This window comes from Pseudomonas sp. S3_B08 (genome assembly GCF_054667725.1).
Genome location: NZ_CP162750.1, coordinates 1174642 through 1201113, shown reverse-complemented (window position 1 = coordinate 1201113; position 26472 = coordinate 1174642). Strand labels below are relative to the sequence as shown.

Genomic DNA, 26472 nt, shown 5'->3' with positions numbered 1-26472 from the left:
CACGCGGTATTTTAGAAACGCCCCTGCTCAACCGCCCTATGGAATCGTCCCATGGACAAACGCAACTGGATCTCTCTCTCCCAGGATGTCGATACCGGGATCGAGTCGATTCGTGCGCATTTCCGTGGGCATGCCTACGATCCGCACTGGCATGACAGCTTTCTCGTCGGCGTTACCGAGCAAGGCGTCCAGCAATTCAACTGTCGCCGGGTGCGTCATCGCAGTACGCCGGGGCATGTGTTTCTGCTCGAGCCGGGAGAAATCCACGATGGCCATGCGCCGACCGAGGACGGCTTTACCTATTCGATGCTGTATCTGGATCCGCACTGGCTGGAGCGCGAACTGCACGCGCTGTTCGAAGAGGCGCCCGCCGACAGTCAGCCAGGCTTTGCCGACACCCTGAGCCACGATCCGCGCCTGTCGACTGCGATCGTGCAAGCCTTCCACGCGTTACATGACGGCGATCTGCGCATCGTCCGGCAGACTGCGCTGGATGGCCTGCTGGCGTCCCTCACCCGCCACCTCGACTGGCGCAAGCGTCAGGACTTCGATCCGCGCCTGCCACTGGTTGCCCAGGTTGCGCGGGACTATCTGCATGCCCACACCTATGAAGACATCGGCCTCGACGACCTAGCGCAAGCCTGTGGCGTTGATCGCTTTCGCCTGACACGCGCGTTCAAGGCGGCGTTCGGTCTGGCACCGCACGCTTACCTGATCCAGTTGCGCCTGGCCAAGGCGCGGCAATTGCTCGCACGCGGCGAGACGCCAGCGCAGGTCGCCAGCGTGCTCGGTTTTGCCGATCAAAGTCATCTCGATCGCTGGTTCCGCCGCGCCTATCAATTGACCCCTGCGGACTACCGCAAACGCTGCTCAAATCTTCCAGACTGAGACCCGCCCGCTGACGATCATGGTGCCCTGTTTCGACTTTCAGGATTTTCACCATGGCTTCTTTACTGCCCTTTCTGCTGTTTGCTTTCGTTGCCTCGATCACGCCGGGGCCGACCAATATTCTGGTGTTGAGCCACAGTTCGCGGCGCGGATTGATCGCCACGCTGCCGATCATTTTTGGCGCCTGTGCGGCGGCCGCGTTGATCGTGCTGGTGGTCGGTCTCGGTGCTGGCGAAACCCTGTTGCGCTTTCCGCGCGTGCAGCAAGCGATGGCCTGGGCTGGCGTGCTCTGGTTGAGCTGGCTGGCGTGGCAGATCTTTCGCAGCCCGCCGCCATCCCTGGACCCGAAATCGCAGGAACAAAGCTTGAGCGTATTCGGCGCGGCGCTGCTGCAACTGGTCAACCCCAAGGTATGGATGATGGCCGTGGCGGTGGTCAGCGTATTCGTCGGCGGCGGCAACAAGACGTTGCGCCTGTTGATGTTGTCGCTGGCGTTTCTGCTGGTGTCGTTGCCGTGCATGACGCTCTGGGCACTGCTCGGCGTTGGCAGCGCGCGCTTGCTCAGCTCACCGCAGGCGTTCAAGCGCATGAACGCGGCACTGGCCCTTCTTCTGCTGCTCTCGGCCTGGCTGGCCGTGTTGGTCTAATGCCCGGTGGCTTGCCGGTATTCGCGTGGTGTAAACCCGGTCGAGGCCTTGAACTGACGGGTGAAAGCGCTGTGATCGGTGTAGCCGCATTGCAGCGCAACCTCGGTAATCGGCAAGTCGCTGTGCAGCAATCGATGCGCGTGTTCCAGGCGGACTTTCTGAATCATCTGCCGTGGTGTCAGGTGGAAAACGCGTTTGCAATAGCGCTCCAGTTGCGCCACGGAAATCCCGGCGATCCGCGTCAGTTCACCCAGCGTCACCCGCCGATTGAAGTTGCCGCGAATGTATTCATCGACAGCCGCCAGGCGCTCGAAAGCCGGATGGGTTTCGCTGGCTGACTGCAGATCCACCGAGATCCCAACCAGACCGATGATCGTCCCGTCACGGTTGTAGATCGGCCTCTTGTGGGTCAGGCACCAGCCCGGCTCGCGACTGCCATACAGATGCAGTTCGAGCTGATCCTCCAACACGAAACCTTCCTCCAGCACCTTGCGATCCTGCTCGGTATAACCCGGCCCCAACTGCGCCGGGAACACCTGCGCACTGGTTTTGCCGAGCAACGGGCGCAGGTCCTTCAAGCCACAGCGCTGCACCAGCGTACGGTTGGCCAGCACATAGCGCGCTTGCAGATCCTTGATGAAGATCGCCGCATTGGGGATCACATCGAGTATCGGCAACAGCTGCGCGGCACCGGCGACCATCTCTTCGAGGGTCTGCGCACGCAAGCCGTCAGTGCCTTGGCACAGGATCGAAAACGCTGACTGCATCAAAGACTTCCCCTCGAATTGAACCACCGCAAATGTCACTCGCCAGCAGATTGCAGCAACGTCGCGACCCTGTCGAGGCCGCGCATTCATCGGTGCCATTGTGCTGAATTCGTCATCGATCCCGGCATAAAACATCAATCGCCGCCACTGCCGGGCGGTGCAAAGTCTGCTCGTCCCCGTGACACAACTGCCTATCCAATAACTCACAAGAAGGCGATGCCATGTCAGGCCAAGGCAAGTTCAAAAAACAGCTTTCATTGATCGACCTCACCTTTATCGGACTCGGCGCGATCTTCGGCTCCGGCTGGTTGTTCGCCGCCAGCCATGTCTCGGCGATTGCCGGTCCGGCGGGGATTTTCTCCTGGTTGCTGGGCGGTTTTGCCGTGTTGCTGCTGGGCATCGTCTACTGCGAACTGGGCGCGGCATTGCCCCGTGCCGGCGGCGTGGTGCGCTACCCGGTTTATTCCCACGGCCCGCTGCTCGGCTACCTGATGGGCTTCATTACGCTGATTGCGTTTTCCAGTCTGGTGGCGATCGAAGTGGTCGCCTCGCGCCAATACGCGGCGGCGTGGTTTCCCGGCCTGACCAAGGCTGGCAGTGGCGATCCGACGATCCTCGGCTGGCTGGTCCAGTTCGGCCTGCTCTGCGTGTTTTTCCTGCTCAACTACCGCAGCGTGAAGACCTTCGCCAAGGCCAACAATCTGGTCAGCGTGTTCAAATTCATCGTGCCGCTGCTGGTCATCGGCGTGCTGTTCACCTTCTTCAAACCGGAGAACTTCCAGGTTCAGGGATTCGCTCCATTCGGCCTGTCCGGTGTGGAGATGGCGGTCTCTGCCGGGGGGATCATCTTTGCCTACCTGGGCCTGACGCCAATCATTTCCGTGGCCAGCGAAGTGAAAAATCCACAGCGCACCATTCCCATCGCGCTGATTCTCTCGGTGCTGCTGTCGACCTTGATCTACGTGCTGCTGCAAATGGCTTTTCTCGGCAGCATCCCGACGGAGATGCTCGCCAACGGCTGGGCCGGTATCAGCAAGGAATTCGCCCTGCCCTATCGCGACATCGCCCTGGCGCTCGGTGTGGGCTGGCTGGCGTATCTGGTGGTCGCCGATGCGGTGATCTCGCCGAGCGGCTGCGGCAATATCTACATGAACGCCACGCCGCGAGTGATCTACGGCTGGGCGCAGACCGGCACCTTCTTCAAGGTCTTCACCCACATCGATGAAAAGTCCGGCATCCCGCGTCCGGCGCTGTGGCTGACTTTCGCCCTGTCGGTGTTCTGGACCTTGCCGTTTCCATCGTGGGAAGCGCTGATCAACGTGGTCTCCGCCGCGCTGGTGTTGAGCTATGCGGTGGCGCCGGTGTCGGTTGCGGCGTTGCGGCGCAATGCGCCGGACATGCCGCGCCCGTTTCGGGTCAGGAGCATGGGCCTGCTTGGGCCGGTGTCGTTCATCATCGCCGCGCTGATCGTCTACTGGTCGGGCTGGAACACCGTGTCGTGGCTGCTCGGCCTGCAGATCCTGATGTTTGTCATCTACCTGTTCTGTGGCCGCTTTGTGCCCACCGCCCATCTGAGTCTGGCGCGTCAGGTGCGTTCATCGGCGTGGCTGATCGCCTTCTACGCGGTGACCATCGTGCTGTCGAAACTCGGCACCTTCGGTGGCCTGGGCATCCTCGCCCATCCGTTCGACACGATCGTCGTCGCCGCTTGCGCCACCGGCATTTACTACTGGGGTGCAGCAACCGGCGTGCCTGCCCATCTGCTGCGCCTGGACGACGAGGACGAAGAAAGCGAAAGCCCTGCGCCCTCGTCCACCGTCACCGCCCGCCCTGCCGGCGCCTACTGAAATCATCCAACGGGATCTCTCCATGAAACGAGTACACGTCATTGATTCCCACACCGGCGGCGAACCGACACGGCTGGTGATGAGCGGCTTCCCCGAGTTGTCCGGCAACAGCATGGCCGAGAAACGCGATGCCTTGCGCAACCAGCATGACCAGTGGCGGCGCGCCTGTCTGCTCGAGCCACGCGGCAACGATGTGCTGGTCGGCGCGCTCTATTGCCCACCGGTATCGGCGGACGCCACTTGCGGGGTGATCTTCTTCAACAACGCCGGCTACCTGGGCATGTGCGGCCACGGCACTATTGGCCTGATCAATTCGTTGCAGCATCTGGGGAAAATCCAGCCGGGCGTGCACAAGATCGACACACCGGTGGGGCAAGTCAGCGCGACGCTGCACGACGATGGCTCGGTCACTCTGGGCAACGTGCCCGCTTACCGTTATCGCAAACAGGTGTCGGTGGACGTACCCGGTTTTGGCCGCGTGGTCGGCGATATCGCCTATGGCGGCAACTGGTTTTTTCTGGTTTCCGAGCATGGCCAGACCCTGACCATGGACAACGTCGAACACCTGACCGCGTACACCTGGGCCATGCTCAAGGCGCTGGAAGATCAGGGCATCTTCGGCGAAGACAGTGCGGTCATCGACCACATCGAATTGTTCGCCGATGACGATCAGGCCGACAGCCGCAACTTCGTCATGTGTCCCGGCAAAGCCTACGACCGCTCACCGTGCGGCACCGGCACCAGCGCCAAACTTGCCTGCCTGGCAGCCGACGACAAGCTGCAACCGGGCGCACCGTGGATCCAGGCGAGCATCACCGGCAGCCAGTTCGAAGGCCGCTTCGAATGGGAAGGTGAACGCATTCGCCCGTTCATCACCGGCCGCGCCTACATGACCGCCGACAGCACCTTGCTGATCGACGACAGCGACCCGTTCGCGTGGGGCATCTGAGCCGCCACGCCGATTTTTTCCCTCGAATAAAACGAAATGCCAAGGAGTTGAACCATGAGCGACAACATCTTCACCGGTTGCATGCCGGCCCTGATGACCCCGTGCACCGCCCAGCGCAAACCGGACTTCGATGCGCTGGTGAGCAAGGGACGCGAGCTGATTGATATCGGCATGAGCGCCGTGGTCTATTGCGGCTCGATGGGCGACTGGCCGCTGCTGACTGAAGCCGAGCGTCAGGAAGGCGTGGCGCGCCTGGTCGCCGCCGGGGTGCCGACCATCGTCGGCACTGGTGCGGTGAATACCCGTGAAGCGGTTTCCCACGCAGCGCATGCGGCGAAAGTCGGCGCGCAAGGCTTGATGGTCATTCCGCGCGTGCTGTCACGTGGCGCTTCAGCCACCGCGCAAAAGGCCCACTTCGCCGCGATCCTGCAAGCCGCACCGAACTTGCCGGCGGTGATTTACAACAGCCCTTACTACGGCTTCGCCACCCGCGCCGATCTGTTTTTCGAACTGCGCCGTGAATACCCGAACCTGATCGGCTTCAAGGAATTTGGTGGGGGCGCGGACCTGCGCTACGCGGCCGAGAACATCACCTCCAAGGATGACGACGTGACGCTGATGGTCGGTGTCGACACGCAAGTGGTGCACGGTTTCGTCAACTGCAACGCTACCGGCGCCATCACCGGTATCGGCAACGCCCTTCCTCGCGAAGTGCTGCAACTGGTCGCGCTGAGCAAGCAGGCCGCGCAAGGCGATGCCAAGGCCCGGCGTCAGGCACGGGAGCTGGAATCGGCATTGGCAGTGCTGTCATCGTTCGACGAAGGCTGTGATCTGGTGCTGTATTACAAGCACCTGATGGTGCTCAACGGCGACAAGGAATACACCCTGCACTTCAACGAAACAGACGTGCTGAGCGACTCGCAACGGCGCTATGCCGAGAAGCAGTATTCGCTGTTCCGTCACTGGTACGAGAACTGGTCTGCCGAACAGAACTTCGCCTGACCACCACCTGCTGCGAGTCATCACGATTCGCGGCAGGCCTCGCTCATTTCACAGGAAGACACCATGACTCTGACGGGCAACATGCTGATCGGCCAGCAAGCCGTGACCGGTAATCGTCCAGCCTTTCGCGCGATTGATCCGGCGACCAACCAGGCACTTGAACCGCAGTACGCCGGGGCATCAGCCGAACAGGTGGAACAAGCCTGCGCCCTGGCCTGGGCGGCGCAAGACGCGTATCGCGAAACCAGCCTGAGCAGCCGTGCGGCATTTCTCGAAAGCATTGCCGAGCACATCGAAAACCTTGGCGATGAACTGATCGAACGCGCCCACGCCGAAACCGGTTTGCCGCGCGCCCGCCTCGAGGGTGAACGCGGGCGCACGTGCCAGCAATTGCGCCTGTTCGCCCGTACGGTGCGCGCGGGTGAGTGGCTGGACGTGCGCGTCGACAGTGCGCAACCGCAACGCCAACCGCTGCCGCGCTCCGACCTGCGGCAACGACAGATTGCCTTGGGGCCGGTCGCGGTGTTCGGTGCGAGCAACTTTCCCCTGGCATTTTCCGTGGCCGGTGGCGACACCGCTGCGGCATTGGCGGCTGGTTGCCCGGTGATCGTCAAGGCGCACAGCGCGCATCCCGGCACCAGCGAACTGGTCGGCCGCGCAGTCGCGCAAGCGGTCAGGGCCTGCGCTCTGCCCGAAGGCGTGTTTTCCTTGTTGTTCGATTCGGGGTACGAAGTCGGCATCGCATTGGTCAGCGACTGGCGCATCAAAGCCGCTGGTTTCACCGGCTCGCGCGCTGGCGGTCTGGCCTTGATGAAAGCCGCGCAAGTGCGGCCGGAGCCGATTCCGGTGTATGCGGAAATGAGCTCGATCAACCCGGTAGTGCTGTTTCCTGCCGCGCTGGAAAATCGGGCGCAGGCGTTGGCCGAAGGATTTGTCGCGTCGCTGACACTGGGCGCCGGGCAGTTCTGCACCAACCCGGGATTGCTGATTGCCTGCAAAGGCCCGGCGCTCGACGGGTTTCTCGGCGCGGTAGCGGAACTGATCCCGCGCAGCGCGGCGCAAACCATGCTCACGCCCGGCATCTTCGGCGCCTATCAAGCAGGCGCGACGGCTTTGCAAGACAATCCCCGTGCACGCGCGGTAGCGGTTGGCCAAGTCGGCGGCGGCCCGAATCAGTGTCAGACGCATGTCTTCAGCACCGATGCAACGGATTTTCTTGCCGATCAAAGCTTGCAAGCCGAGGTCTTCGGCGCGACAGCGCTGATCGTGCAATGCAGCAGTGACGAGGAAATTCGTCAGGTCTGCGAACATCTGGAAGGTCAACTGACCGCGACCTTGCACATGGACGACGCCGACCTTGCACTGGCGCGCGCGTTGTTGCCTACCCTGGAGCGCAAGGCCGGTCGCCTGCTGGTCAATGGCTGGCCGACCGGCGTGGAAGTCTGCGATGCGATGGTGCATGGCGGGCCTTACCCGGCAACCTCGGATGCGCGCAGCACCTCGGTCGGCACTGCGGCGATCCTGCGTTTCCTGCGGCCGGTGTGCTATCAGGATTTCCCCGACAGCTTGCTGCCGACGGCGCTGCAACAGACCAATCCGCTCAACCTTCGGCGCTTGCTCGATGGCCAACGGGAAGCGACACGCCATGGCGAATAATCCTTCGCACGACATCGCCGTGGTCGGCGCCGGGATCATTGGCGTGGCTTGCGCACTGCGCCTGGCCCGCCAGGGTTTGCGCGTGGTGGTCATCGATCAGCAGGAACCGGGGCATGGCGCTTCGTTCGGTAATGCCGGGCATCTGGCCACCGAGCAGGTATTTCCGATTGCAGACGTGTCGATCCTCAAGCGCTTGCCAGCCATGCTGATGGACCCGATGGGGCCGCTACGCCTGGACTGGAAATACCTGCCGCGCGCGCTGCCGTGGTTTACCCGATTGCTGCTGAATCTGCGGCCTGAGCCTTTTCAGAAAACCGTCGCCGGCTTGCGCGCACTCAATGAAAGCAGCCTGGATGCGTGGCAGCGCTTGCTCAGCGATATCCAGCGCCCGGATCTGCTCAAGGTTGACGGCTCGTTACTGGTCTTCGAAAAACCTGAATCCCGGCAGGCCATCGAAGCCTTGCAGGCGCGACTGCATCAGCAGCAGGTGCCGGTGGACTATTGGCAGGCGGGGCCGATTCGCGAAACGGCGCCGCAGCTCAGCGAACAGATTCAGGGCGGACTGTTTTTCCCGCGAACCGGGCATTTCCTTGACCCCTATCGGGTGGTTCGTGCACTGGTCGAGGCGGCGCGCAGCAGCGGCGTGAGTTTTCTCAAACAGCAGGTTCAGGGCGGCTACGTGCAGGAAAACGGTGTGCTATTAGTCACCGGTAATGGCGGCGTAACGGCCGGCCGCGTGTTACTGGCCTGCGGTGCGCATTCGGCGAAACTCACCGCCGCTCTGACTGGCAAGCAAGTACCGTTGGACACCGAACGTGGCTATCACCTGATGCTGCCCAACGATCATGATCGCCTGCCCTTCCCCGTCACCTCGCTGGAACGCAAATTCATCATGACGCCGATGCGCGATGGGCTGCGCCTGGCCGGCACGGTCGAATTCGCCGGATTGGAGCGGCCAGCGAACATGGCGCGCGCCTGGCAGTTGCAGCGCCTGAGCCAAGGCCTGTTTCGCAAGGACCTGAACGCTGATGGCGCCACACCGTGGATGGGCTTTCGCCCGTCGCTGCCGGATTCGCTGCCAGTGATTGATCAGGTTTGCGCCGGCAAGGTCTTGCTTGCCTTCGGTCATCAGCATCTGGGCCTGACGCAGGCGGTGGTGACGGCGGAATTGATCGGGCAGATGGTCTCAGGCGCCGCTCTCGCGTTGCCAAATGTCGATGCCTACCGACTGGCACGTTTCTAAGCGTGCTTCAGCGCGTCGCCGTGATGCATGGCCAGGTGGCCGGTCTTGTCGCTCTTGACCTCGTATTGCGGCGCGTCTTTCGAAGCCGGCCGGTGGCGGCCCATGAACTCGGTATCGCGAGTGTGCACCTTGACCACTTTGCCGTGGATCTCGCCGGCCTCGGAATTCCAGCGCACCGCTTCGCCGACTTTGAATGAACTGCTCATCATTGCGTCCTCGCCTCTGGCTGTTGGTTTATGGAGCCGCGCGCGTCGGAGAAATTCCGCTTTTTTGCGAGGCGACCGAAGGCAGGCAAAAAAATCGAACGGCGAAAATCACCCGCACCTCCAACCTGCACAAGCCGTAGAAAACGGCCATGACGAGGTGTGAGATGAATAACGATCAAGGCAAGCAAGGTGACGATCCGCTCCCAACCACGCCCGACCCGCTGAGTCCGGGGCGTACCGAGGTCGATCCGATGAAGGAACGCGGCATCGATGAGCTACCCGACAACGAAGGCGAAATCCCGCTGGATGATGACGACACCGGTCTGGATCCGGAGCGGGTACGTCAGGAAACCGATAACGCCGAGATGGACGACCAGCCCAATCCGCGTTGAGCCTGAAACGGCAGCCATACGGCTGCCTTTCGGTTGCGCAATCAACAGCAGAATCAGGCAAGCATTTCACAGAAATGCACTACCTCGCGCTCCGACCCAGGCGCAACAATGGGCGTCCGACAACCCCATGGAGGATGCTCACATGCTCGTACAAGCCTACGGCGCCCACGCTGGCGACAAACCTCTTGAGCCGATGCAGATCAACCGCCGTGCCCCGGCGGCGCACGACGTACAGATCGATATCGCCTTCTGTGGCATCTGCCATTCCGACCTGCATCAGGTGCGCGCCGAATGGGCTGGCACGCAATTCCCCTGCGTGCCCGGCCATGAAATCGTCGGCCGCGTCTCGGCGGTTGGCGATCACGTCAAAAACTACAAGGTCGGCGATCTGGTCGGTGTCGGCTGCATCGTCGACAGCTGCCAGCACTGCGATGACTGCGAATCCGGTCTGGAAAATTACTGCGACGGCATGATCGGCACCTACAATTTCCCGACCCCGGACGCACCGGGCTGGACCCTCGGCGGCTATTCGCAAAACATCGTCGTACACGAGCGCTATGTGTTGCGCATCCGTCATCCCGAGGCGCAATTGGCCGCCGTCGCGCCGCTGCTCTGCGCCGGCATTACCACCTACTCGCCGCTGCGCCACTGGAACGCTGGCCCCGGCAAGAAAGTCGGTGTGGTCGGCATCGGTGGCCTGGGCCACATGGGCATCAAACTGGCCCACGCCATGGGCGCCCATGTCGTCGCCTTCACCACCTCCGAATCCAAGCGCGAAGCGGCCAAGGCGCTGGGTGCGGACGAAGTGGTGGTGTCGCGCAATGCCGAAGAAATGGCGGCACACACCAAGAGTTTCGACTTCATCCTCAATACCGTCGCAGCGCCGCACGATCTCGACGCCTTCCTCGTCCTGCTCAAGCGCGATGGCGCGTTGACCCTGGTCGGAGCGCCCGCATCGCCGCATCCGTCGCCGAACGTGTTCAACCTGATCACCAAGCGCCGCACCATTGCCGGTTCAATGATCGGCGGCATTCCCGAGACTCAGGAAATGCTTGATTTCTGCGCCGAGCACGGCATCGTTTCCGACATCGAGTTGATCCGCGCCGACCAGATCAACGAGTCCTACGAGCGCATGCTCAAGGGCGACGTGAAATACCGCTTCGTCATCGACAACGCAACGCTCGCCGGCTAAGCGCAAGCGCCCATCGGCAGCGCAATGCTGCCGATGGTTCGGGGATTTCACCTGCACAATTGACAGCGTCAGCGTTGCTCGCCAGAGTCGCACCCCTTTTTCCACCGCTGGGTGAACGGGGTCGCCATTGAACCAACAGACATTGTCCATGCGCCTGGAGCGCGTCGCTGCCCACGTGCCGGTCGGCGCGCGGCTGGCGGATATCGGCTCGGATCACGCCTATTTGCCGGTTGCCCTGATGCGCCGAGGCCTGATTACAGCGGCGGTGGCTGGCGAGGTCGCGCGCACGCCGTTCCACGCGGCGCAACGCACCGTCAATGACAACGACCTGCACGGCCAGATCAGCGTGCGTCTGGCCGATGGTCTGGCGGCGATCAGGCCTGACGACGGCATCAGCGCCATCACCCTGTGCGGCATGGGCGGCGAAACTATTCGCGATATTTTCCAGAACGGCAAAGCTCACCTCAATGGCGACGAACGGCTGATCCTGCAACCCAACGGCGGCGAGCAAGCGCTGCGCCAGTGGTTGATGGATAACGGCTACCGCATCGTCTGTGAAGAGGTGCTGCACGAGAATCGCTTCGACTACGAAATTATCGTTGCCGAGCGCGGTTCTGATCCGGTGACTTACGATGCCAGGGAACTGTTTTTCGGACCGCTGCATATGCAGGCGCGCTGCCCGGCATTTCTGCACAAATGGCAACGCAGGCTGAAGCAGCGGCAGAAGACGTTGGGGCAGTTTACGCGAGCGCAACAAGCGCTGCCGGAGGACAAAATTCTTGCGCTGAAGCAAGAGATGCAGTGGATCAGTGAATTGCTCGGGTGACTGTGCCGCCGTCTTCGCGAGCAGGCTCGCTCCCACAGGAAATTGCATTTCTCCTGAGGGAACACGGTCAACTGTGGGAGCGAGCCTGCTCGCGAAAGCGGTGGGTCAAGCTACAGAGCAACCAAGTTGGCCGCAGCCGTCGGAAAAAAAGCCTGCTGTTAAAAGCAGGCTTTTTCGTGGGTGGTGAACTTACTTCTGCTGCGTCAGCGCCGAGTAGCTGTTCATCAGGTTGCGGTAGTTGGGAATGCGCTGCGACAGCAGGTTACCCAGACCTTCGATGTCGTTGCGCCAGTCGCGGTGCAGCTCACAGGTTACAGAGAACCAGTTCATCATCTGCGCGCCAGCCTGAGTCATGCGGCTCCATGCGGCTTGCTGCACGGTGGTGTTGAAAGTGCCGGACGCATCAGTCACCACGAACACATCAAAACCTTCCGCCAGCGCCGACAGGGTCGGGAACGCTACACACACATCCGTTACGACACCGGCAATGATGATCTGCTTGCGCCCGGTGGCCTTGATCGCCTTGACGAAATCTTCGTTGTCCCAAGCGTTGATCTGACCTGGACGAGCGATGTACGGCGCATCCGGGAACATCTCTTTCAACTCCGGTACCAGCGGGCCGTTCGGGCCTTGTTCGAAGCTGGTAGTGAGGATCGTCGGCAGGTCGAAGAACTTGGCCAGATCCGCCAGCGCCAGCACGTTGTTCTTGAACTCGTTCGGCGAGAAGTCCTGCACCAGCGAGATCAGACCGGTCTGGTGGTCAACCAGCAGCACGATAGCGTCGTCTTTGTTCAGGCGGTTGTAGGTTGGAGTGGTCATGGTGTGCGTCCCTTTTCAAGTTTTGAGTTTTGTTGTTGCGTTCAAGTTGGGTACAGATTACTGACGCACAGCAAAGGGATAAATCAGCTGAAAAGCGTTTCACCGTCCACTCAAACCGGACAATCATTCGAGGCCCGCTCTGATTAGATACACCACAGTACAAATGATGTTCCTCAGCCCCCATTTATCAACTCCACGCAACTTCCTAAAGTCTCCTCCAACAGCCACCCGCCATCCTGACGGGCCAGCGACAGAGGAAATCATCATGAGCACATCGAAAAAAGTAGTTGTCATCACCGGCGCCTCGCAAGGCATTGGTGCAGGTCTGGTCGAAGGCTTTCGCGCCCTTGGCCATCAAGTGGTCGCAACCTCGCGCTCGATCAAAGAGTCGAGTGACCCGGATGTCCTGACCGTTGCCGGCGACATTGCCGATCCGCAAACCGCCGAGCGCGTGATTCGCGCCGCCGTCGCCCGCTTCGGTCGCGTCGATACGCTGGTCAACAATGCCGGGATCTTTCTGGCCAAGCCGTTCACCGCTTACAGCCAGGCGGACTATGCCCAGGTCGTGGCGACCAACATGAGCGGCTTCTTCTACATCTCGCAACTGGCCATCGCCGAGATGGAAAAACACGGCAACGGCCACGTCGTCAGCGTGACCACCAGCCTGGTCGATCATGCAATCGACGGCGTGCCTTCGGTATTGGCGTCGCTGACCAAAGGTGGCATCAACGCCGCGACCAAATCCCTGGCGATCGAGTACGCCAAGCGTGGCATTCGGGTCAACGCGGTATCGCCGGGCATCATCAAAACGCCGATGCACGCCGAGGAAACCCATCAGGCGCTGGGCAGCCTGCACCCGGTCGGCCACATGGGGGAAATCGACGACATCGTGCAAGCGATCCTCTACCTCGACGGGGCGAATTTCGTCACTGGCGAGATCCTGCATGTCGACGGTGGCCAGAGCGCCGGCCATTGATCGAAACCCTGCAACGCCGCCGGTGGATACCGGCGGCGTCGTTGGTTGTGGTACACAGAGGATGAACGTCCGTCGATCCTCGGTGCGAGCCACAATGAAACGCCATTTTGAAGATTTGCAGTTAGGCAGTATCGAACTGTTCTGCCTGGCCGCCGAAGCCGGCAGCTTCACCGCCGCTGCGCAACTGGCCGGGGTCACGCCCGCTGCGGTGAGCCGGTCGATTCTGCGTCTGGAGCAACGCCTGGGTTCGCGACTGTTCGCCCGCACTACGCGCAGCATCCGCCTCACCGACGCCGGCCGCAGCTTCTTCGAACAGTGCAGCCAGGCGTTGACGCAACTGGTCGAAGCGCAGCAGGAAGTCATGGGCGCACAGACTTCGCCGTCGGGTCGACTGCGCATCAGCCTGCCAACCACCTACGGGCATCACCGCATCCTGCCGCTGCTGCCGAAATTTCGTGCGTTGTACCCCGAGGTCACGGTCGACGTGCACTTGGGCAATCGCAATATCGACTTCGTTGAAGAAGGCTACGACCTGGCGATACGCGTACGCGCGCAACCGGACTCGACCCTGATCGCGCGCCTGCTGGAAGACGCCGCCCTGGTGGTGGTCGCCGCCCCCGAATATCTGCATAGAGCCGGCACGCCGCAGACCCTCGACGATCTCATTGCGCATGAGTGCATCCAGTTCGAATTGCCCAGCAGCGGGCGGCGGATTTCCTGGCTGTTTCAGGAAAACGGCCGAGACCTGGAAGTGATTTCCGACGGTGGCTATTCCTGCTCCGACGATGTGCTCGGCGGTGTGACGCTGGCCAAGCACGGCGCCGGGCTGTTTCAGACTTACCGGTTCATCGTCGAGCAGGAACTCGCCGATGGCCGCCTGATTGAAGTGCTGCAGCCGTACGCCGGACGTTCGCGCCCCTACACCCTGCTCTACCCGCACGGCCGCTACGTGCCGCAGCGGGTGCGGGCGTTTGTGGATTTTCTGCTGGGGTTTCGTGAGGAATGGGCGGGACTCCCGAGGTAATCAGCCGGTCTGACGCAGGCGGCTGAGCTCCTTGGACGGCGGGCAGCCGAACTGGCGGTTGTACTCGCGACTGAACTGCGAGGCGCTTTCGTAGCCGACGCGGTAGCAGGCGCTCGAGACGTCCAGCCCTTCATTGATGATCAGCCGCCGCGCCTCTTGCAGGCGCAGCTGTTTTTGATATTGCAGCGGGCTCATGGCGGTGACGGCTTTGAAGCGGTGATGCAGCGCCGAATTGCTCAGATTGGCCACCTGCGCCAGCGCGTCGATGCGCAGCGGTTCAGTGAAATTCTTGTTCAGCCAGTCGATGGCCCGCGTGACCCGATGGGTCTGCGAATCGTTGACGGCGATTTCATACAGCAGATGCCCGTGCTGGCCGCGCAGCAGGCGGTAATACAGCTCGCGCAACGCCATCGGCGCGAGCATGCCGATGTCGCGCGGATTATCCAGCAGGCGCACCAGACGCAGCATGGTGTCGAGCAATGTCACGTCGATCTTGTCGAGAAACATGCCGCGCCCGGCGTCTTGCGGCATGCCGGTCAGCGGCGACTCGGCAATCAGTTGCGTCAGTTGCGCCGGATCGAAATCCAGCCGTACGCAAAAATACGGCGCCTCGGGCGAGGCTTCGATCACCCGTCCCGACACCGGCAACGTCACTGACACCACCAGGTAATTCAACGGGTCGTAGAGGAAACGTTCGTCGCCCAGCCCGACTTCCTTGCGCCCCTGCACGATCAGGCACAGCGCCGGGCGGTGCACGACATGGATCAGCTCGGACGGCCCATCGAGACGGATCACGTGCAGCGGCGCAATCGCGGTTTCGTAGGTGCCCGGCGCATCAAAGCGCTGGGTCAGCAGGCGCACCAGCTCGGCGCGATACACCGCCGTGTCGTGGAGGATGGAAGCGTCGTGGTTATCCATGCAAAGGGCCTCGAAAGCAGACGAAGGTGGGTCAACTGCCCAGGAAGATTAGCCAGTTTTACCCAGCGGCGACTAGATCAAAGATGCTGCAGATTTGCCTGATTCTGCGTCGGTCAGATCGGGGTAAACCATGGGCACATCTTCTTACGTGCCCATGGTTTGCCGCACTGCTATCAGCCTGCCGTTACCGTCATGCCGCCATCGGCCATGACCACCGAGCCGACCATGAAACTGGCGCGGTCGGAGGCCAGAAAGGTCACGATCTCGGCGATCTCTTCCGGCTGCGCCGCCCGACCGATTGGCGCTGCTTCGCCGTGCTGTGCGAGGAAGCCGGGGCCGTCCTCGACCACATCATTAAGGATATTGGTCACCACATCGCCGACGCCGATGGCGTTGACGCGAATGCCGTGCTCGATGACTTCCAGGGCCAGCGTGCGGGTCAGTTGTGCCAGCGCACCTTTGGAAGCGGTGTAGGCGGCGATGGTCGGGAAGGCAAAGTACGAGGCATAGGAGGCGATATTGACGATCGCACCGGACTTGTTCGGGATCATCGCTTTCACCGCTTCGCGACAGTGCAGGAAGGCTGCCGTGGCATTCACTGCCTGGATCTTTTCCCAGTCGTCGCGGCTCATGTCGATCACGGCTTTGTTGATGATGATCCCGGCGTTGTTGACCAGAATATCCAGACGCCCGAACTGCTCGACGGCAAGGCCGACAGCACGTTCGGCGGCGCCGTCCTCGGTGATGTCCGCCACCAGCGGCACCAGATCGGGACGAGCCAGTGCTTCGACAGCCGGGTTGAGGTCTTCGGCAATCACCTTGGCGCCGCGAGCGTGCAGCATCAGCGCAATCGCCTTGCCGATGCCACTGGCCGCGCCAGTGACCAGTGCAACTTTACCGGCGACTTCTTGGGGCAGGGTGTGGTTGAAATCAGTCATGGTTTTAACTCCTCGATAGCGAATCGGTGTTGCGCCTGATGGCGCGGTCGTGAACACGGCTTCACTGTCGCGCACTGTCCGCCGCCGGGCTTTCGGGCGATTGCCGGGACTGTCGGAGTTTTGCGCTGGAGTTTCTCGTTCGCCCGCCCTAACCTTCAAAATCATTCCGCAGCCGAAGCTTTTCATGGAGCGTCCTGTGCCCTCTGCCAGCCCTGCTACACCGACAATCAGCCAGCCCGCGCGCATCGCCGCCGAGGCCATGCCGGAGCATCTGCCCGGTGTTGCGGAAACGACCACGCCGCGACCGCAGATCAAGGATGCCGTGGTGCAGCTGTTCCACCATCAAACCCTGCTTGAGCCGATCCGCGTGCCGTGCGTGGCGGAACCGCTGCTGGTGCTGGTACTGGCCGGCACTGCCCGGGTCGAAGAACGTTCGTTGGGCGGAGAGTGGCAGGCGAGCCAGGTCACGGCGGGCGATTTTTTCCTGACCAACACCCGGGAACCCTACGAAATGCGCTGGCAGACCGAAGGTTGCGAGGTCTTCGAAGTCATGCACCTTTATCTTGGTCTGGGCTTGATCAAACACGCGGCGCGCGAAGCCTTCGGCGAACAGGCCGGTGCAGTGACGTTTGTCGACGTGTCGGGTGCGCGTGACGAGCAGGTCAGCTTCATTCTTGAGCAACTGCGCGTCGAACTGACCGAACAGCGCCATCCCAGTGCACTGCTGGTGCACAGCCTGGCCCAGGCGTTGGCGATCCATTTGCTGCGTCATTATCTCGACCCCGACAGCAACCCGCGCCGCGACAACGCCCTGCCCGCCTACAAACTGCGCCGGGTGATCGAAGCCATGAATGCGCATCTGGCGGAGGATTTCAGTCTCAGTCATCTGGCCGCCATCGCCGAGCTGAGCGACTACCACTTCAGCCGCACCTTCAAACGCGCCACCGGTTTATCGCCCTCGCAATACTTCATCCGCCTGCGCATCAGCCGCGCGCGTCATCTGTTGCTGGAGACCGCACGCAGCGTGATCGACATTGGCCTGGAAGTCGGCTACTCCAGCCCCAGCCACTTTTCCCAGGTGTTCCGCCGTGAAGTTGGGGTCACTCCGAGTGCCTATCGCGATGCACCACGCGGCGGTTAAAGATCGTTCGAAAAGCGACGCAGGAGAATTGGGCAAATCCGGTGGAGGAATCGATTAATAGCCCATGAGCCGCCGCACTTAATCTTCTTCCAGGCCCACTCACGGGCACACAGAAGAGGACGACATCATGCTGAACATTCAAGAAAAAGTGATCGTGATTACCGGCGCCAGCAGCGGCATCGGCGAAGCCACCGCACGCCTGCTCGCCGAACGTGGCGCCAAAGTGGTGTTGGGGGCTCGGCGCACCGAGCGTCTGGCAGTGATTGCCGAAGGGATCAATAGCGCCGGCGGCCACGCGCAGTTCCGCGCACTGGACGTCACCGATCAGCAGGATGTGCAGCGCTTCGTTGATTTCGCCGTCGAGCATTACGGCCGCGTCGATGTGCTGGTCAACAACGCCGGGGTCATGCCGTTGTCACGGCTGGACGCGCTGAAGGTCGATGAGTGGAACCGCATGATCGACGTCAACATCCGTGGCGTGCTCCACGGCATCGCCGCCAGTCTGCCGTTGATGCAGCGCCAGCGCGCCGGGCAGATCATCAACATCGCCTCGATCGGCGCCTACGCGGTCAGCCCCACCGCAGCGGTGTACTGCGCAACCAAATACGCAGTGCGGGCCATTTCCGAAGGCTTGCGCCAGGAAGTCGGTGGCGATATCCGCGTCACCGTCATCGCACCGGGCGTGACCGAATCGGAACTGGCCGAGAGCATTTCCGATGAAGGCGGCCGCGAAGAGATGAAGTCATTCCGCAAGATCGCCATCCCCGCCGAAGCCATCGCCCGCGCGATTGCGTATGCCGTCGAACAACCGGCGGATGTCGACGTCAGCGAACTGATCGTGCGCCCGACCGCGAGCCCTTACTGAGACCAGGAGTGAATCTGTGGGAGCGAGCCTGCTCGCGAAAGCGCTGGGTCAGTCGGCAAAGATGTTGAATGTACCGCCGTCTTCGCGAGCAGGCTCGCTCCCACCGGGGATTTGTGGCACCACCAAATAATTGGTCAACACGGAACATTGTGGGAGCTAGCCTGCTCGCGAAAGCGCTGGGTCAGTCGGCGAAGATGCTGGATGTGCCGCCGTCTTCGCGGGCAAGCCCGCTCCCACAGGGTTTTGTGGCGCAACCAAATCAATGGACAACACGGAACATTGTGGGAGCGAGCCTGCTCGCGAAAGCGCTGGGTCAGTCGGCAAAGATGCTGGATGTGTCGCCGTCTTCGCGAGCAGGCTCGCTCCCACCGGGGATTTAGCGCACGGATATTCCAACCCTGGCCGGTCGATACTGGTTTTCACGATGTCGGTGACTGAACTGCATAAGGGTGCGCGGGAGAGCCTCTCACTCTAATTCCAGAGTGGGAGGCATCGATTAAATCGCTCGATCAGCGTGACGGCGGATGTTCGGTTGACACCGAGTTGGCCGCATCCACATCTGACATATCTTCCTCGACCGGTGCCTCATCGTCCGGCGGCAAAGGCACCTCGGGATTTTCCCGCTTGGGATCGTGCCCCGTCTCGTTGTCGGTGGTGCGCGTCACGGCTTGTTGCGACTGGTTGCCCGGTGCGTTTTCATCAATGTCCATGTCGGTCTCCGATGTGATTCAGCGATAGGTACCTGAACGTGTGAAATGCCGGCGCGTGACAAGTGCCCGGCAATGGACGAACGGCGTTCTGTAGAAAACGCAAAAGCCTGCTTTCGAGGCAGGCTTTAGCTTTGGATGGGAGGCTTACTTCTGCTGCGTCAGCGCCGAGTAGCTGTTCATCAGGTTGCGGTAGTTGGGAATACGCTGCGACAGCAGGTTACCCAGACCTTCAATATCGTTGCGCCAGTCGCGGTGCAGCTCACAGGCCACCGAGAACCAGTTCATCATCTGCGCGCCAGCCTGAGTCATGCGGCTCCACGCGGCTTGCTGAACAGTGGTGTTGAAGGTGCCGGACGCATCAGTCACCACAAACACATCAAAACCTTCCGCCAGCGCCGACAGGGTCGGGAACGCTACACAGACATCCGTTACGACACCGGCAATGATGATCTGCTTGCGCCCGGTGGCCTTGATTGCCTTGACGAAGTCTTCGTTGTCCCAAGCGTTGATCTGACCTGGGCGAGCGATGTACGGCGCGTCCGGGAACATCTCTTTCAACTCCGGTACCAGCGGGCCGTTCGGGCCTTGTTCGAAGCTGGTGGTGAGGATGGTTGGCAGGTCAAAGAACTTGGCCAGATCCGCCAGCGCCAGCACGTTGTTCTTGAACTCGTTCGGCGAGAAGTCCTGCACCAGCGAGATCAGACCGGTCTGGTGGTCAACCAGCAGCACGATAGCGTCGTCTTTGTTCAGGCGGTTGTAGGTTGGAGTGGTCATGGTGTGCGTCCCTTTTCAAGTTTGGAGTTTTGTTGTTGCGTTCAAGTTGGGTACAGATTACTGACGCACAGCAAAGGGATAAATCGCTTGAAAAGGGTTACACCGTCCACTCAAACCGGACAATCCACTTCAATCGTAAAACGGCTCAACCAACGCCCGGCTGCCGACAAAGAAACTGTCCGCTACCAGGCGCAATGGTTGCAGGTCGAGGTCGCTGGCCTTGTCGCCGATCAATTGCTGGAAGTGGCGGTAGACCGCTGCGTACTCGCCCTCCTCCGACACGCTTTGCTTCACGCCGTCGATGCTTAGCACCGCGCCGCCATTGTCCAGACGCAGGACGCCTTCGACGCAGCGGATTTCGATGCTCCACAGTTCGTCGTGGCCATGGTCGAAATCGAACTCGGCGCGAACGTCCAACTGCTGCGCATCGGACATTTTGATCGAGGCAGCAATCGGCGACTGGCAGTTGCTCGGCACGCGCAGTTCGGCGGCTTCGACAAACAGCGGCAGCGCCAGCAAGTGGGTGACGATCGACAGCGCGTTGATGCCCGGGTCGAAGACGCCGAGGCCGCCCGGCTGCCAGATCCACGCTTGACCCGGATGCCACTTGCGTACGTCTTCCTTCCAGTCGATCCGAACGCTTTGCAGGGTGCGGCTGGCCAACCAGTCACGGGCGGCGGCGATGCCCGGTGCGTAGCGTGAATGCCAGGCGAACAAAGCGCTGACGCCTTGATCGGCGACTTGATCGACCAGGGCCATAGCCTCGCCCAATGTCGCACAGGGCGGTTTTTCCACCAGCACGTGCTTGCCGGCCGCCAACGCCTGTTGCACCAGTGCGAAGCGCCCCTGTGGCGGCGTGCAGAACGCAATTGCGTCGACAGTCGGGCCGTTTTCGAGCAGTTCGCCCAGCGACTGGAAGTTTTCCACGCCGACGCAAGGTTTGCCTTGGGTAGCGACCGCCACCAACTGGAACGCCGGGTTGGCGAGGATGGCGGGGACGTGTTGATCCTGGGCGATCTTGCCGTAGCCCACCAGGCCGAGACGAATCGGTTGCATTACAGACTCCTGTTGTTGTTTTGGTCTTTGCAGCGCAGCGGCAAGAGTACGTGTTTCTGCGCTCGCCTCCAATCGTCATACTATTTAAATCAAGTTTGGTCGCGGCGAACGCATCGCTTATTCGTCATTTCTTCTTACACCTTTTGTCGTCCGATCCCGCACCGCGCGGCGATCGGCAGCCGGCGATCAGCCTCAGTTTGCTATCATGCGGCGCTTTTACGGTTAACCCCCCGCCAGTCCTGCCGACTCGCGGGCTGCAAAAGGCGGTATTAGATGACGGCTTTGTTGACTCGCCGCAAGGTACTTGCGGGAATGGGCGTGCTCGGGCTCGGCCTGCTCGCCGGTTGCGACACACGTGGCCAACTGTCGTACAAGTACGGCAAGGATCTGAGCGACAAGATCCTCGGACGCACCTTCAAGCTGAAGAACCCCGAAGGCGAAACCATGTCGCTGTCGAGCTTTCGCGGGATGATGCCGATGATCTTCTTCGGCTTCACCCAATGCCCGGCCGTTTGCCCCACCACCCTGGCCCGCGCCGCGCAGATCAAGAAACTCATGGGCCGCGACGGCGACCGCCTGCAAGTGGTGTTCATCACCCTTGACCCTGAGCGCGACACGCCGCAGATCCTCGACGCCTACGTCAAAGCCTTCGATCCGAGCTTCGTCGCGCTGTACGGCACACTTGAGGAAACCAAGGCCACCGCCAAGGAATTCGACGTGTTCTACGAGAAAGTCCCCGCCGGCGACACCTACACCATCTCCCATACGTCCACCAGCTACGTCTACGACTCGCGTGGTGAGTTGCGCCTGGGCCTGTCCACTTCGCTGACAGCCCAAGAGTGCACGGAAGATTTGCTTACTGTTATGGAGGTCTGCTGATGCATCCCGTTCTGAATCACCTCAAACGCACCGTATGTGCACTGTCCCTGCTCGGCCTGGCCTTCCAGGTGTCGGCGCAGACCAAAGTCGACGATGCCTGGGTCCGTGCCACCGTGCCGACCCAGTCCGCCAGCGGCGCGTTCATGACCGTCACTGCCGACACCGACAGCAAGCTGCTCAGCGTTGCCTCGCCAGTGGCCAAGGACGTTCAGATTCATGAAATGAGCATGAAGAACGATGTGATGACCATGGGCCCGGTGAAGTCCGTTGAGCTGCCTGCCGGCAAAGCCGTGAGCTTCGACCCGAACGGCTACCACGTCATGCTGATGGGCCTGAATGGTCAGTTGAAGGAAGGCGACAGCGTGCCGCTGACCCTGACAGTGGAAAACACCAAGGGCGAGAAAGAAACCATCGAAGTCAAAGCACCGGTTCGCGCGCTGACCAACATGGGCGGCCACGATCACAGCAAGATGCATTGATCGCTGACGGAAAGACTGTTCGCCCGACACATAAACGGGGCGGCCTGATCGATGATCGGGCCGCCCCGTTTTTTATTGGCCGGAAGAAGGCTTACGCCGCTAAACCTGTGGGAGCGAGCCTGCTCGCGAAGGCGTCAGGTCAGTCAAATCATCTGTGGCTGAAACTCTACTTTCGCGAGCAGGCTCGCTCCCACATTAATTCTGGGTGATGCCCAATCCCTCAACTCCCCGCACCACCATGCGCTTCTTCAAAGAAGTAATCCTTCCAGCTCGCCGCTTTGTTCTTCAACACGCCCAGTTCCTGCAATTTCTCGGCATATATAAACGTGCGTTGCGGTACGACGGTGAAGTCGATTTCCGGGTCTTTGACGATTTGCTCGACCAGAGCCAGCGGCAGTTTCGATTGTTCGACGCGGATGTAGGCTTGGGCAGCGGCGGGCTTGTCGGCTTTGATGATCTGCTCGGCTTCGGCCAGTGCGTCGTAGAACGCCTTGTAGGTTTTCGGGTTTTCGTCGTGGAATTTTTCCGTGGTGTAGAGCACGTTGAACGTCGCCGGGCCGCCGAGGATGTCGTAGGAACTCAGCACTTTGTGCACGTTGGGGTTTTGCAGAGCCTGATACTGGAACGGTGGGCTGGAGAAATGCGAGTTGATTTCCGAGCCGCCGGCGATCAGCGCAGCGGTGGCGTCCGGGTGCGGCAGGCTGACTGAAATGTTATCGAATTTCTTGAACTGGTCATCACCGAATTCTTTCGCGGTTTCAATTTGCAGGGTGCGCGACTGAAAACCCACGCCTGCGGCCGGCACGGCGATACGGTCCTTGTCGCTGAAGTCCTTGAGGGTTTTGATGTTCGGGTTGTTGGTCAGCAGGTAATTGGGCATCGAGCCCAGCGCGGCGATGGCTTTGACGTTCTGCTTGCCCTTGGTGCGGTCCCACACTGTGAGCATCGGCGGCACGCCGGCCGAGACCACATCCAGCGCTCCGGTCAGCAGCGCCTCGTTCATCGCCGTGGCGCCGGAAATGCTGTTCCAGTCGACCTTGATCTCCAGGCCTTGAGCCTTACCGTGTTTCTCGATCAACTTTTGATCTCGCACGACATCGAGAATCAGGTAACCAATGCCGAATTGCTGGGCGATGCTGATCCTGCCCTCGGCTTGGGCGCCGCTACTGAACAGCGCACCCGCTGCCAGAGTAGCGGCCAACAGAGTCAGCGCAGAACGTTTGAACGGTGTGGCCATGACAACCTCGCAGCATGGGGGTGGGCTGAAAGGCCTGACTTTATAGCTATAAAAAATAGAAATTAAATATCCTTATCGCATATCGATAGCACTGAGCGATTTGACGTCTGCTGCCGGAATTCAGGAGCAGTGGATGAACCTACAACAGTCTGAAACAAAAAACTGCCCTCGGGAAAAATGGCACTGCGCCCCACAACCCACGCCCGCTATGGGCACGCGCCGTTTCGGGGATCGCCGGCCGCAGGTTTTAAAAAGCCGATCAGCCTTCCTGCCCTTGATATCATCACCCACACTTTTTTGACCCTTTGATGACAAGCAGGCCTTTTTTGTGAGCGCTCTTTTCAACTGGCTGCGGCGGCCGAATGCCCGCCTTCTTTCTCTAATCGTTTTGGTAATGATCGTGCCGGTGTGCCTGCGTGCAGCGTTGGGCTGGTCGACACCGCTGGGCTTTTTGTCGGATCTGGCCGTGGGTAGTCTGCTGGTGGTAGCGCTGCATCGCCGTACGTGGTGGCTGGCCTTGCCGGTGCTGGTGATTTGGGCGCTGCTGGCGATCGCCACGGCAGAATTGGTCAGCGCCGTCGGCCGCCTGCCGACGCCTTCGGATGTTCACTACCTGATCGACCCGCAGTTCGTCGAGAACTCCACTGGCGGCGGACTTGCGCACCCTGCCCTGGCCATTGCCTTGCTGGTTGCGTTGGTTTTCTGGCTGCTGGCCCAATTTGTGGGGCGCGGTCTGGCTCGTCCGGCATTGCCGCGCGCGGCCTGGGCAGCGCCGATCGTTTTGTTCGCCGCGCACTGGGGCGCGCTAAACCTGTGGCCGAATGACGGCGACGCCTGGCGCCTGTACAACCTGCCCCATCAATTGCTCGCTAGCGAAGTGGCCGACTTGCAGATCCAGGCCGAGGAGTGGCTGGACGGCGACGTCGAAGAACCGACACCTGCGATGGCCGGGCTCACCGACGTCGATCTCAATGGCCAGAAGCTGCTGGCCGCGCCGGGGCAGGCGCGCAACGTATTGATCATCGCTTTGGAAGGCATTCCCGGCGCCTACATCCGCGCCAACCGCGAGGCGATCGACAGTCACTATCAGGAAGACCTGATGCCCAACCTCAGCCGCTGGGCCGAGCGCGGCATGAACACACCGGATTACGTGCTGCACACCCATCAGACCATTCGCGGTCTGTACGCCATGCTGTGCGGTGACTACGACAAGCTCAACAACGGCACGCCCAAAGGCGTGGAAATGCTCACCCTCAACGAACGCAATCAGGCCTGCCTGCCGGCGCAGCTGCGCGAACACGGCTTCAGCACTCATTATTTGCAGGGCGCCGGCCTGCGCTTCATGGCCAAAGACAAGATCATGCCGCACATCGGTTTCGATGCGACCCACGGCCTGGAATGGTTCAGCAACAGCAACTATCTGGAGTTCCCGTGGGGCAAGGATGACAAGGCGTTTTTTGAAGGCGCGCTGGATTACGTCGGCCAGTTGAAAAAGCAAAAGCAGCCGTGGATGTTGACTCTGCTGACGGTCGGCACCCATCAGCCCTACTCCGCACCGGAGGATTATCTGCAGCGTTATGAGACGCCCAAGCAGGCTGCCGTCGGTTATCTCGACGATGCGCTGGATCAGTTTCTTTCAGGGCTGGAGCGCCAGGGCGTTCTCAAGGACACACTGGTGGTGATCACCTCGGATGAATCCCATGGCATCGACGGCGTGCGGCTGGCCTCCTCGTGGGGTTTCAACCTGACGCTGGCACCGGAGCAGGCGCAACTGCCGCGTCTGAATGCCGGGGTTTATGGTCACGTCGATCTGAGCACCTCGATCCTCGACTATTTCGACCTGCCGGTGCCGACTGCGCTGAGCGGGCGGTCGCTGTTTCGCGACTACGATTCGGGGCGAGAAATCATGTCGTTCACCAACGGCAAACTGCGTTACCACAACGGTCAGGGCATCTTCTCCGAGTGCGACCTGCCGCGCCGCTGCCGCTATTACCAAAGCACCGGTTTCATCGCCGAAAGTGCCACATACAAAGGCACCTACAGCGGCCACCCGGCCCGGCAGATCGCCGCGCGCGCCGATGCGCTGGACCTGTCCTTGCTGCGCACACCGCTCAATCATCGCTACCAGTTCGGCAGCAACAACATCATCCCTCTGCAAGCGCAGATCAAGGATGACTGGGCCGACAACCTGATCGGCGCGCAATACCTGGAAATGCCCAAAGGCTCGCACACCCGCGTGCGCCTGACCGTGCGCTCGGTCGATCCGCAGCAGGCGGCGTACATTCAGCTCAAGGCCAAGGAATTTGAACAGGACGTGCAACTGGGCCTGCCAGCAGAAATGGTAGCCACGGCGGATCAGCCGCTGGAGATGGATTTCAGCTTTGAAAACCCGCAGCCGCGCAAAGCCTTCTCGTTTCATTTGCTGGGCTACGGCAATGGCGCGGTTGAAGTATCGGACTTCAGCGTGATCACTGAACTGCCTGGGCAGGATGACATTCTTGATGACGTGCCCGAGGACGACACCGCGCAATCGAGTTGACGCCTTTATTTATAAAGGCTGCACTCGCCTGTCACTTTGCTTCGGGGTAACGAGTGTAAGATCGAAATTGCCTGTCACTTTCCCGGCTTGTCCCAGATCCAGAGCAAAAGTGCCTGTTACGGTTTTGCGAAAATTGGAAAAGGTGACGATGAGTTCACCCTCAATAATGGGTTGGTCAAAATGATTGATCACAACCTTCCAATGCCGCCCCATGGTTGGAAAAATCACTGTGTGAGGACCATCTCCCTCTAACGCATTCGGCACAGACAAATCGACCGTGTTTATAAAATCTTCAGTTCCGATGATGATAAATTCCTTCTCGGTCTGTGCATAAACACATAACTTGCTCTCCAGAAATTTATCGTCATCGAGAAACGCGACGAAGCTACCGGTAGCATTTCGTTTGTTCATAAGGTCACTTGTTTTGTCCTGATACATGTCGATATTCCCTTTAGGTAAAGGTGACGTTGCGTTGACTCCAACGTATTGGGATTGCGTGGTA

Annotated in this window: 27 protein-coding genes; 17 read left to right on the top strand and 10 right to left on the bottom strand. The window is 60.7% G+C overall.

The features are described 5' to 3' along the window. Positions 1 to 51 precede the first annotated feature (51 nt). Together AB4N73_RS05510 and AB4N73_RS05505 are read left to right on the top strand one after the other, a co-directional pair. On the top strand, positions 52 to 888 hold the full coding sequence (locus AB4N73_RS05510) for an AraC family transcriptional regulator (RefSeq protein WP_460143025.1): 837 nt from the start codon (positions 52 to 54) through the stop codon (positions 886 to 888). A 53-nt stretch (positions 889 to 941) separates the two neighbouring features. Further along, positions 942 to 1535: a LysE family translocator gene (locus AB4N73_RS05505; protein WP_460143024.1), complete on the top strand. Its 594-nt coding sequence runs from the start codon at positions 942 to 944 to the stop codon at positions 1533 to 1535. Here AB4N73_RS05505 and AB4N73_RS05500 read toward each other — a convergent pair. Then, a complete protein-coding gene (locus tag AB4N73_RS05500) occupies positions 1532 to 2302 on the bottom strand; it encodes an AraC family transcriptional regulator (RefSeq protein ID WP_110599539.1) in 771 nt (256 codons plus the stop codon). The genes AB4N73_RS05505 and AB4N73_RS05500 overlap by 4 nt on opposite strands. Positions 2303 to 2523: 221 nt before the next feature. Here AB4N73_RS05500 and AB4N73_RS05495 point away from each other — a divergent pair, with 221 nt between their 5' ends. The 5 genes from AB4N73_RS05495 to AB4N73_RS05475 all read left to right on the top strand — a co-directional run bounded on the left by AB4N73_RS05495 (position 2524) and on the right by AB4N73_RS05475 (position 8999). Then, positions 2524 to 4149, top strand: a complete 1626-nt coding sequence (locus AB4N73_RS05495) for an APC family permease (protein WP_305382690.1) — start codon at positions 2524 to 2526, stop codon at positions 4147 to 4149. Positions 4150 to 4171: 22 nt separating this feature from the next. Beyond that, positions 4172 to 5098 carry a 4-hydroxyproline epimerase gene (locus AB4N73_RS05490; protein ID WP_310220387.1) on the top strand — a complete coding sequence of 309 codons (927 nt, stop codon included), beginning with the start codon at positions 4172 to 4174 and terminating at the stop codon, positions 5096 to 5098. Between the two features lie 54 nt (positions 5099 to 5152). After that, positions 5153 to 6100 (top strand): dihydrodipicolinate synthase family protein, encoded by a 948-nt coding sequence (locus AB4N73_RS05485; RefSeq protein WP_116657459.1) that lies wholly within the window; start codon positions 5153 to 5155, stop codon positions 6098 to 6100. A 63-nt stretch (positions 6101 to 6163) separates the two neighbouring features. Beyond that, positions 6164 to 7756, top strand: coding sequence for an aldehyde dehydrogenase (NADP(+)) (locus AB4N73_RS05480; protein WP_460143023.1), 1593 nt, complete (start codon positions 6164 to 6166; stop codon positions 7754 to 7756). Continuing rightward, the gene (locus tag AB4N73_RS05475; protein ID WP_460143022.1) at positions 7746 to 8999 is read left to right on the top strand and encodes an NAD(P)/FAD-dependent oxidoreductase; all 1254 of its coding nucleotides are present in this window, start codon (positions 7746 to 7748) and stop codon (positions 8997 to 8999) included. The genes AB4N73_RS05480 and AB4N73_RS05475 overlap by 11 nt, the downstream gene beginning before the upstream one ends. Here AB4N73_RS05475 and AB4N73_RS05470 read toward each other — a convergent pair. Then, on the bottom strand, positions 8996 to 9205 hold the full coding sequence (locus tag AB4N73_RS05470) for a hypervirulence associated TUDOR domain-containing protein (protein ID WP_122507430.1): 210 nt from the start codon (positions 9203 to 9205) through the stop codon (positions 8996 to 8998). The genes AB4N73_RS05475 and AB4N73_RS05470 overlap by 4 nt on opposite strands. Positions 9206 to 9369: 164 nt before the next feature. Here AB4N73_RS05470 and AB4N73_RS05465 point away from each other — a divergent pair, with 164 nt between their 5' ends. From AB4N73_RS05465 to AB4N73_RS05455, 3 genes are all read left to right on the top strand, one after another. Further along, complete coding sequence (locus tag AB4N73_RS05465; protein ID WP_110645810.1) at positions 9370 to 9597, top strand: hypothetical protein; 228 nt, start codon at positions 9370 to 9372, stop codon at positions 9595 to 9597. A gap of 142 nt (positions 9598 to 9739) precedes the next feature. Beyond that, the gene (locus tag AB4N73_RS05460; protein ID WP_071171871.1) at positions 9740 to 10789 is read left to right on the top strand and encodes an NAD(P)-dependent alcohol dehydrogenase; all 1050 of its coding nucleotides are present in this window, start codon (positions 9740 to 9742) and stop codon (positions 10787 to 10789) included. A 127-nt stretch (positions 10790 to 10916) separates the two neighbouring features. Further along, complete coding sequence (locus AB4N73_RS05455; RefSeq protein ID WP_315435612.1) at positions 10917 to 11615, top strand: tRNA (adenine(22)-N(1))-methyltransferase; 699 nt, start codon at positions 10917 to 10919, stop codon at positions 11613 to 11615. A gap of 189 nt (positions 11616 to 11804) precedes the next feature. On the opposite strand, the gene ycaC (AB4N73_RS05450) is transcribed toward AB4N73_RS05455, so the two are convergent. After that, on the bottom strand, positions 11805 to 12434 hold the full coding sequence (gene ycaC, locus AB4N73_RS05450; RefSeq protein WP_460143021.1) for an isochorismate family cysteine hydrolase YcaC: 630 nt from the start codon (positions 12432 to 12434) through the stop codon (positions 11805 to 11807). A 265-nt stretch (positions 12435 to 12699) separates the two neighbouring features. Between ycaC (AB4N73_RS05450) and AB4N73_RS05445 the strand changes: the two genes are divergently transcribed. Together AB4N73_RS05445 and AB4N73_RS05440 are read left to right on the top strand one after the other, a co-directional pair. Beyond that, positions 12700 to 13410: an SDR family NAD(P)-dependent oxidoreductase gene (locus AB4N73_RS05445; RefSeq protein WP_041480604.1), complete on the top strand. Its 711-nt coding sequence runs from the start codon at positions 12700 to 12702 to the stop codon at positions 13408 to 13410. A gap of 94 nt (positions 13411 to 13504) precedes the next feature. Then, on the top strand, positions 13505 to 14434 hold the full coding sequence (locus tag AB4N73_RS05440; RefSeq protein ID WP_041480605.1) for a LysR family transcriptional regulator: 930 nt from the start codon (positions 13505 to 13507) through the stop codon (positions 14432 to 14434). Here AB4N73_RS05440 and AB4N73_RS05435 read toward each other — a convergent pair whose 3' ends face one another. Both AB4N73_RS05435 and AB4N73_RS05430 read right to left on the bottom strand, forming a co-directional pair. Further along, a complete protein-coding gene (locus AB4N73_RS05435) occupies positions 14435 to 15352 on the bottom strand; it encodes an AraC family transcriptional regulator (RefSeq protein WP_016774232.1) in 918 nt (305 codons plus the stop codon). A gap of 173 nt (positions 15353 to 15525) precedes the next feature. Next, positions 15526 to 16290 (bottom strand): SDR family NAD(P)-dependent oxidoreductase, encoded by a 765-nt coding sequence (locus AB4N73_RS05430; protein ID WP_056784713.1) that lies wholly within the window; start codon positions 16288 to 16290, stop codon positions 15526 to 15528. A 259-nt stretch (positions 16291 to 16549) separates the two neighbouring features. Here AB4N73_RS05430 and AB4N73_RS05425 point away from each other — a divergent pair, with 259 nt between their 5' ends. Together AB4N73_RS05425 and AB4N73_RS05420 are read left to right on the top strand one after the other, a co-directional pair. Then, positions 16550 to 17431 carry a helix-turn-helix domain-containing protein gene (locus tag AB4N73_RS05425; protein WP_460143574.1) on the top strand — a complete coding sequence of 294 codons (882 nt, stop codon included), beginning with the start codon at positions 16550 to 16552 and terminating at the stop codon, positions 17429 to 17431. A 127-nt stretch (positions 17432 to 17558) separates the two neighbouring features. Next, entirely contained in the window at positions 17559 to 18296 is a 738-nt protein-coding gene (locus AB4N73_RS05420) for an SDR family oxidoreductase (RefSeq protein WP_041480608.1), read from the top strand. A gap of 509 nt (positions 18297 to 18805) precedes the next feature. Here the strand turns inward: AB4N73_RS05420 and AB4N73_RS05415 are convergent. The 3 genes from AB4N73_RS05415 to AB4N73_RS05405 all read right to left on the bottom strand — a co-directional run bounded on the left by AB4N73_RS05415 (position 18806) and on the right by AB4N73_RS05405 (position 20836). After that, complete coding sequence (locus AB4N73_RS05415) at positions 18806 to 19006, bottom strand: hypothetical protein (RefSeq protein WP_016774226.1); 201 nt, start codon at positions 19004 to 19006, stop codon at positions 18806 to 18808. Positions 19007 to 19150: 144 nt separating this feature from the next. Then, positions 19151 to 19780 carry an isochorismate family cysteine hydrolase YcaC gene (gene ycaC / locus AB4N73_RS05410; RefSeq protein ID WP_016774235.1) on the bottom strand — a complete coding sequence of 210 codons (630 nt, stop codon included), beginning with the start codon at positions 19778 to 19780 and terminating at the stop codon, positions 19151 to 19153. A 129-nt stretch (positions 19781 to 19909) separates the two neighbouring features. After that, entirely contained in the window at positions 19910 to 20836 is a 927-nt protein-coding gene (locus tag AB4N73_RS05405) for a Gfo/Idh/MocA family protein (protein WP_252869214.1), read from the bottom strand. A gap of 273 nt (positions 20837 to 21109) precedes the next feature. On the opposite strand from AB4N73_RS05405, the gene AB4N73_RS05400 reads away from it, so the two are divergent. After that, positions 21110 to 21715: an SCO family protein gene (locus tag AB4N73_RS05400; RefSeq protein WP_016774221.1), complete on the top strand. Its 606-nt coding sequence runs from the start codon at positions 21110 to 21112 to the stop codon at positions 21713 to 21715. Continuing rightward, entirely contained in the window at positions 21715 to 22194 is a 480-nt protein-coding gene (locus tag AB4N73_RS05395) for a copper chaperone PCu(A)C (RefSeq protein WP_252869213.1), read from the top strand. The genes AB4N73_RS05400 and AB4N73_RS05395 overlap by 1 nt, the downstream gene beginning before the upstream one ends. Before the next feature lie 220 nt (positions 22195 to 22414). Here AB4N73_RS05395 and AB4N73_RS05390 read toward each other — a convergent pair whose 3' ends face one another. Next, the gene (locus AB4N73_RS05390) at positions 22415 to 23431 is read right to left on the bottom strand and encodes an ABC transporter substrate-binding protein (RefSeq protein ID WP_252877876.1); all 1017 of its coding nucleotides are present in this window, start codon (positions 23429 to 23431) and stop codon (positions 22415 to 22417) included. 328 nt (positions 23432 to 23759) lie between these two features. On the opposite strand from AB4N73_RS05390, the gene AB4N73_RS05385 reads away from it, so the two are divergent. Continuing rightward, positions 23760 to 25970: an LTA synthase family protein gene (locus AB4N73_RS05385; RefSeq protein WP_460143020.1), complete on the top strand. Its 2211-nt coding sequence runs from the start codon at positions 23760 to 23762 to the stop codon at positions 25968 to 25970. A 9-nt stretch (positions 25971 to 25979) separates the two neighbouring features. On the opposite strand, the gene AB4N73_RS05380 is transcribed toward AB4N73_RS05385, so the two are convergent. Beyond that, entirely contained in the window at positions 25980 to 26408 is a 429-nt protein-coding gene (locus AB4N73_RS05380; protein WP_256808869.1) for a hypothetical protein, read from the bottom strand. Between the last annotated feature and the right edge of the window lie 64 nt (positions 26409 to 26472).

Coding starts and splice junctions, on each gene's coding strand:
- AB4N73_RS05510 (WP_460143025.1), top strand. CDS start 52: ATGGACAAACGCAACTGGATCTCTCTCTCCCAGGATGTCGATACCGGG.
- AB4N73_RS05505 (WP_460143024.1), top strand. CDS start 942: ATGGCTTCTTTACTGCCCTTTCTGCTGTTTGCTTTCGTTGCCTCGATC.
- AB4N73_RS05500 (WP_110599539.1), bottom strand. CDS start 2,302: ATGCAGTCAGCGTTTTCGATCCTGTGCCAAGGCACTGACGGCTTGCGT.
- AB4N73_RS05495 (WP_305382690.1), top strand. CDS start 2,524: ATGTCAGGCCAAGGCAAGTTCAAAAAACAGCTTTCATTGATCGACCTC.
- AB4N73_RS05490 (WP_310220387.1), top strand. CDS start 4,172: ATGAAACGAGTACACGTCATTGATTCCCACACCGGCGGCGAACCGACA.
- AB4N73_RS05485 (WP_116657459.1), top strand. CDS start 5,153: ATGAGCGACAACATCTTCACCGGTTGCATGCCGGCCCTGATGACCCCG.
- AB4N73_RS05480 (WP_460143023.1), top strand. CDS start 6,164: ATGACTCTGACGGGCAACATGCTGATCGGCCAGCAAGCCGTGACCGGT.
- AB4N73_RS05475 (WP_460143022.1), top strand. CDS start 7,746: ATGGCGAATAATCCTTCGCACGACATCGCCGTGGTCGGCGCCGGGATC.
- AB4N73_RS05470 (WP_122507430.1), bottom strand. CDS start 9,205: ATGAGCAGTTCATTCAAAGTCGGCGAAGCGGTGCGCTGGAATTCCGAG.
- AB4N73_RS05465 (WP_110645810.1), top strand. CDS start 9,370: ATGAATAACGATCAAGGCAAGCAAGGTGACGATCCGCTCCCAACCACG.
- AB4N73_RS05460 (WP_071171871.1), top strand. CDS start 9,740: ATGCTCGTACAAGCCTACGGCGCCCACGCTGGCGACAAACCTCTTGAG.
- ycaC (WP_460143021.1), bottom strand. CDS start 12,434: ATGACCACTCCAACCTACAACCGCCTGAACAAAGACGACGCTATCGTG.
- AB4N73_RS05445 (WP_041480604.1), top strand. CDS start 12,700: ATGAGCACATCGAAAAAAGTAGTTGTCATCACCGGCGCCTCGCAAGGC.
- AB4N73_RS05440 (WP_041480605.1), top strand. CDS start 13,505: ATGAAACGCCATTTTGAAGATTTGCAGTTAGGCAGTATCGAACTGTTC.
- AB4N73_RS05435 (WP_016774232.1), bottom strand. CDS start 15,352: ATGGATAACCACGACGCTTCCATCCTCCACGACACGGCGGTGTATCGC.
- AB4N73_RS05430 (WP_056784713.1), bottom strand. CDS start 16,290: ATGACTGATTTCAACCACACCCTGCCCCAAGAAGTCGCCGGTAAAGTT.
- AB4N73_RS05425 (WP_460143574.1), top strand. CDS start 16,550: ATGCCGGAGCATCTGCCCGGTGTTGCGGAAACGACCACGCCGCGACCG.
- AB4N73_RS05420 (WP_041480608.1), top strand. CDS start 17,559: ATGCTGAACATTCAAGAAAAAGTGATCGTGATTACCGGCGCCAGCAGC.
- AB4N73_RS05415 (WP_016774226.1), bottom strand. CDS start 19,006: ATGGACATTGATGAAAACGCACCGGGCAACCAGTCGCAACAAGCCGTG.
- ycaC (WP_016774235.1), bottom strand. CDS start 19,780: ATGACCACTCCAACCTACAACCGCCTGAACAAAGACGACGCTATCGTG.
- AB4N73_RS05405 (WP_252869214.1), bottom strand. CDS start 20,836: ATGCAACCGATTCGTCTCGGCCTGGTGGGCTACGGCAAGATCGCCCAG.
- AB4N73_RS05400 (WP_016774221.1), top strand. CDS start 21,110: ATGACGGCTTTGTTGACTCGCCGCAAGGTACTTGCGGGAATGGGCGTG.
- AB4N73_RS05395 (WP_252869213.1), top strand. CDS start 21,715: ATGCATCCCGTTCTGAATCACCTCAAACGCACCGTATGTGCACTGTCC.
- AB4N73_RS05390 (WP_252877876.1), bottom strand. CDS start 23,431: ATGGCCACACCGTTCAAACGTTCTGCGCTGACTCTGTTGGCCGCTACT.
- AB4N73_RS05380 (WP_256808869.1), bottom strand. CDS start 26,408: ATGTATCAGGACAAAACAAGTGACCTTATGAACAAACGAAATGCTACC.